This is a genomic window from Romboutsia weinsteinii, assembly GCF_002250835.2.
GTDB lineage: Bacteria > Bacillota > Clostridia > Peptostreptococcales > Peptostreptococcaceae > Romboutsia_A > Romboutsia_A weinsteinii.
On record NZ_NOJY02000115.1, the window covers coordinates 1 to 3,771 of the forward strand.

A 3,771-nucleotide genomic window follows, 5' to 3' on the forward strand; every position below is an offset into this window, starting at 1 on the left:
GGATATATAGGGAGTCATGCTGTACATCAACTTATACAAAAGGGTGAGGATGTAGTAATAGTAGATAATTTACAAACAGGGCATATGGGAGCAGTTCATAAGGATGCAAAATTTTGTAAAGGTGATATAAGAGATAGGGAATTTTTAGATACAGTTTTTACAGAAAATGATATAGAAGCAGTTATACATTTTGCAGCAAACTCATTGGTTGGGGTAAGTATGCAAGAACCTCTTGAGTATTTTGATAACAATGTATATGGAACTCAAGTATTACTTCAAGTTATGGTAGCTCATAATATTAATAAAATAGTATTTTCTTCTACTGCGGCAGTTTATGGAGAGCCAAAAAATATTCCAATATTAGAAAGTGATGATACTAACCCTACTAATACTTACGGTGAAACGAAGCTTGCTATGGAAAAAATGATGAAATGGACTGATTTAGCACATGGTGTTAAATATGTGTCACTTAGATACTTTAATGTAGCAGGAGCCCTTGAGGGAGGAAGTATAGGAGAAGATCATGCTCCTGAAACTCATCTAGTGCCACTTATATTACAAGTACCACTTAAAAAACGTGAGCATATAACTGTATTTGGCCAAGATTACAATACTCATGATGGAACATGCATAAGAGACTATATACATGTAATAGACTTAGCTAATGCACATATAAAGGCAGTAGATTACCTAAAGGGTGGTAATGAAAGTAATATATTTAACTTAGGTAATGGTGTCGGATTTACAGTTAAGGAAATGATTGAAGCAGCAAAAGAAGTAACAGGCCAAGATATAAAAGTTGAGATAGGAGAAAGAAGAGCTGGAGACCCAGCAAAATTAGTTGCATCTAGTGAAAAGGCTCAAAGTATATTAGGATGGAAACCAGAATATACACAAATATCGGATATAATTGAAGATGCATGGGTATGGCATAGTAAAAATCCAAATGGATTTGAAAACTAATCATCTTAGGAGGATAAAATTATGAATTGTGCAGCAAGCAAGGTTGATATAAATACTGAAATAAATAAACTTGTAAAATTTGCTCTTAATAAAGCTCTTATAAAAGATGAGGATGTAATATATTCAACAAATATGATACTTGGAACTTTAGGCATTAATGAGTTTGAATATGAGGAAGTTTTAGATTTACCGGAAACTCCAAGTCCAATTCTAGAAAATATATTAGACTATGCAGTAAGTATGGAGATATTAGAAGATACAACCACTGAAAGAGATTTATTTGATACGAAAGTAATGAATTGCTTAATGCCAAGGCCATCAGAAGTTATAGCTGAATTTAATAAAAAATATGAAAAATCTCCTAAAGATGCAACCAATTATTACTATAATTTAAGTATTGCATCAAACTATATAAGAAAAGATAGATGTGATAAAAATATAGCATTTGTAGCGCCCACAGATTATGGTGATCTAGACATAACTATTAATTTATCAAAACCAGAAAAAGATCCAAAAGATATTATAAAGGCTAGAAGCATGAAATCTTCTTCATATCCAAGATGTCTTTTATGCAAAGAGAATGAAGGTTTTTATGGACATATAAATCATCCAGCTAGACAGACACATAGAATTATACCTTTAGGTTTTAGTGGAGAAAATTGGTTTTTACAGTATTCTCCGTATACTTATTATAACGAACATTGTATAATATTAAATGCAGAGCATATACCTATGAAAATTTCAAAAAAAACATTTGGTAACTTATTAGACTTTATTGATGTACTTCCGCATTATTTTGCGGGTTCTAATGCTGATTTACCTATAGTTGGGGGATCAATATTATCACATGACCATTATCAAGGTGGAAACTATGAGTTTGCTATGGAAAAAGCGGAAATAGAAGAAGTATTTACAGTAAAAGGTTATGAGAATATTTCTGTAAACAGAGTAAAGTGGCCAATGTCAGTTCTTAGACTTAGGGGATCAAATAAAAATGATCTAATGGAATTAAGTGAACATATTCTTAACTCATGGATTCATTACTCTGACCATTCGGTAGAAATCTTTTCTCATACTAATGGAGAAAGACATAACACTATAACTCCAATAGCAAGGAAGAAAGAGGGACTATATGAGCTTGATTTAGTCCTTAGAAATAATAGAACAAGTGATAAACATCCACTTGGAATATTCCATCCTCATAGCGAAGTTCATCATATAAAGAAAGAAAATATTGGTCTTATAGAAGTAATGGGGCTTGCAGTTCTTCCAGCAAGACTTAAAGAAGAATTAAATAAACTTGGAAATTGCTTAATAAATAATGTAAGTGATATAGAGGATGATGAAGAAATAAAAAATCACGCACATTGGTATAAGTATATTTTAGAAAGTTATAAAGATATAAATAAAGAAAATGTTAAAGAAATACTTAATAAAGAGGTTGGAAATAAGTTCCTACAAGTATTACTTCATGCAGGAGTATTTAAAAGAGACGAAAAGGGTATAGAAGCATTTAATAAGTTTATTAAATCGTTGTAAGGATGGATAGTATGAAAGTGACAATAGTAGAAGTAGCTAAAGCTGCCAACGTTTCTGTTGCAACAGTGTCAAGAGTTATTAATGGAAATTACCCTGTTAAAGAAGAAACTAAGCAGAAAGTCCTAAAGATAATACAGGAATTAGAATATACTCCAAATATCCAAGCAAGAGACTTGATAAAGCAACAATCAAGTACAGTAGGAGTAGTAGTTCCAAGTATAAATAATATGTTCTTTCCAAGCGTTGTAGATGGTATTGAGAAATATTTTGACAGTACTCAATATTCTTTATTCTTATGTACTACAAATCATGATAAAGACAAAGAAATAGCAAGAATTAATGAACTTATAGCGAGAAATGTTGCAGGTATAATAGTAATAGACCCTAACTTGGAAAATTGTAAATCTAAGTTTTATGATAATATATCAAAATCTACGCCAGTAGTATTTGTTAATGGATACAATACTAGTTCTAACATATCATCTGTATCTAATGATGAAACAAGTGGAGCAAGAATGGTTATAGAATATTTATTTGAAAATAGTCATAGAGATATTTTATTTATAAGAGGAGAAAAAAGCTACTCTTATGATGTTAAAGAAAAAGTTTACAGAGATGTTATGTCCGAAATCAATAACCTACATGAAGAGTACATAATCAACATTGGATATGGAAATAGTATAGAAACTGTAAATAAAACGACAGAAGAGTGTGTTAAAATATTAGATAGCAATAAAAAAATTAGTGCAGTATTTGCATGTAACGACTTAATGGGGATTGGAATAATAAATGCATGTAAAAAATTGAACAAGAAAATTCCTGAAGATCTATCGGTTATAGGATATGATAATATAGAATTGAGTGAAATTGTTGAACCACATCTTACAACTGTAGATCAGAATATGTTTTTATTAGGTGAAAATGCAGCTACTTTACTAATAGAGAAGATAGAAAATGGCAATAAATATAGCAAGAAAATTATTTTAAATAATGAATTAATAATAAGAAACACATAGACTTTATAAAAGGTTAAGTTTTGGAAATATTTTAAAGTATTTCATAACTTAACCTTTTAGTGTATCATAAAGATATATTAGCATTGGGGGGATAGTAGTGGAAGAGAATAGAGGAAATCTTTATAGAGGGATAGCCTACTTTGGGATAGTAATATGGTTAGTATCTCATTTTACTAGCAGTAAAGCAGGAGAATTTAATAGTACAATACAATTTTTTTTAGGAATAATGCCAAACTTTGGTGTAGTATTATTT

General features: G+C 30.3%; 3 protein-coding genes. All 3 read left to right on the plus strand.

Annotated elements, in window-relative coordinates; translation table 11 throughout:
- Positions 1 to 963, plus strand: a 963-nt coding sequence (gene galE, locus CHL78_RS19795) for a UDP-glucose 4-epimerase GalE (protein ID WP_116041749.1), incomplete at its 5' end; no start/stop codon positions are given.
- Between the two features lie 21 nt (positions 964 to 984).
- Entirely contained in the window at positions 985 to 2,502 is a 1,518-nt protein-coding gene (galT, locus tag CHL78_RS19800) for a UDP-glucose--hexose-1-phosphate uridylyltransferase (RefSeq protein WP_094367684.1), read from the plus strand.
- 11 nt (positions 2,503 to 2,513) lie between these two features.
- Entirely contained in the window at positions 2,514 to 3,518 is a 1,005-nt protein-coding gene (locus CHL78_RS19805; RefSeq protein ID WP_094367683.1) for a LacI family DNA-binding transcriptional regulator, read from the plus strand.
- Positions 3,519 to 3,771: the final 253 nt, after the last annotated feature.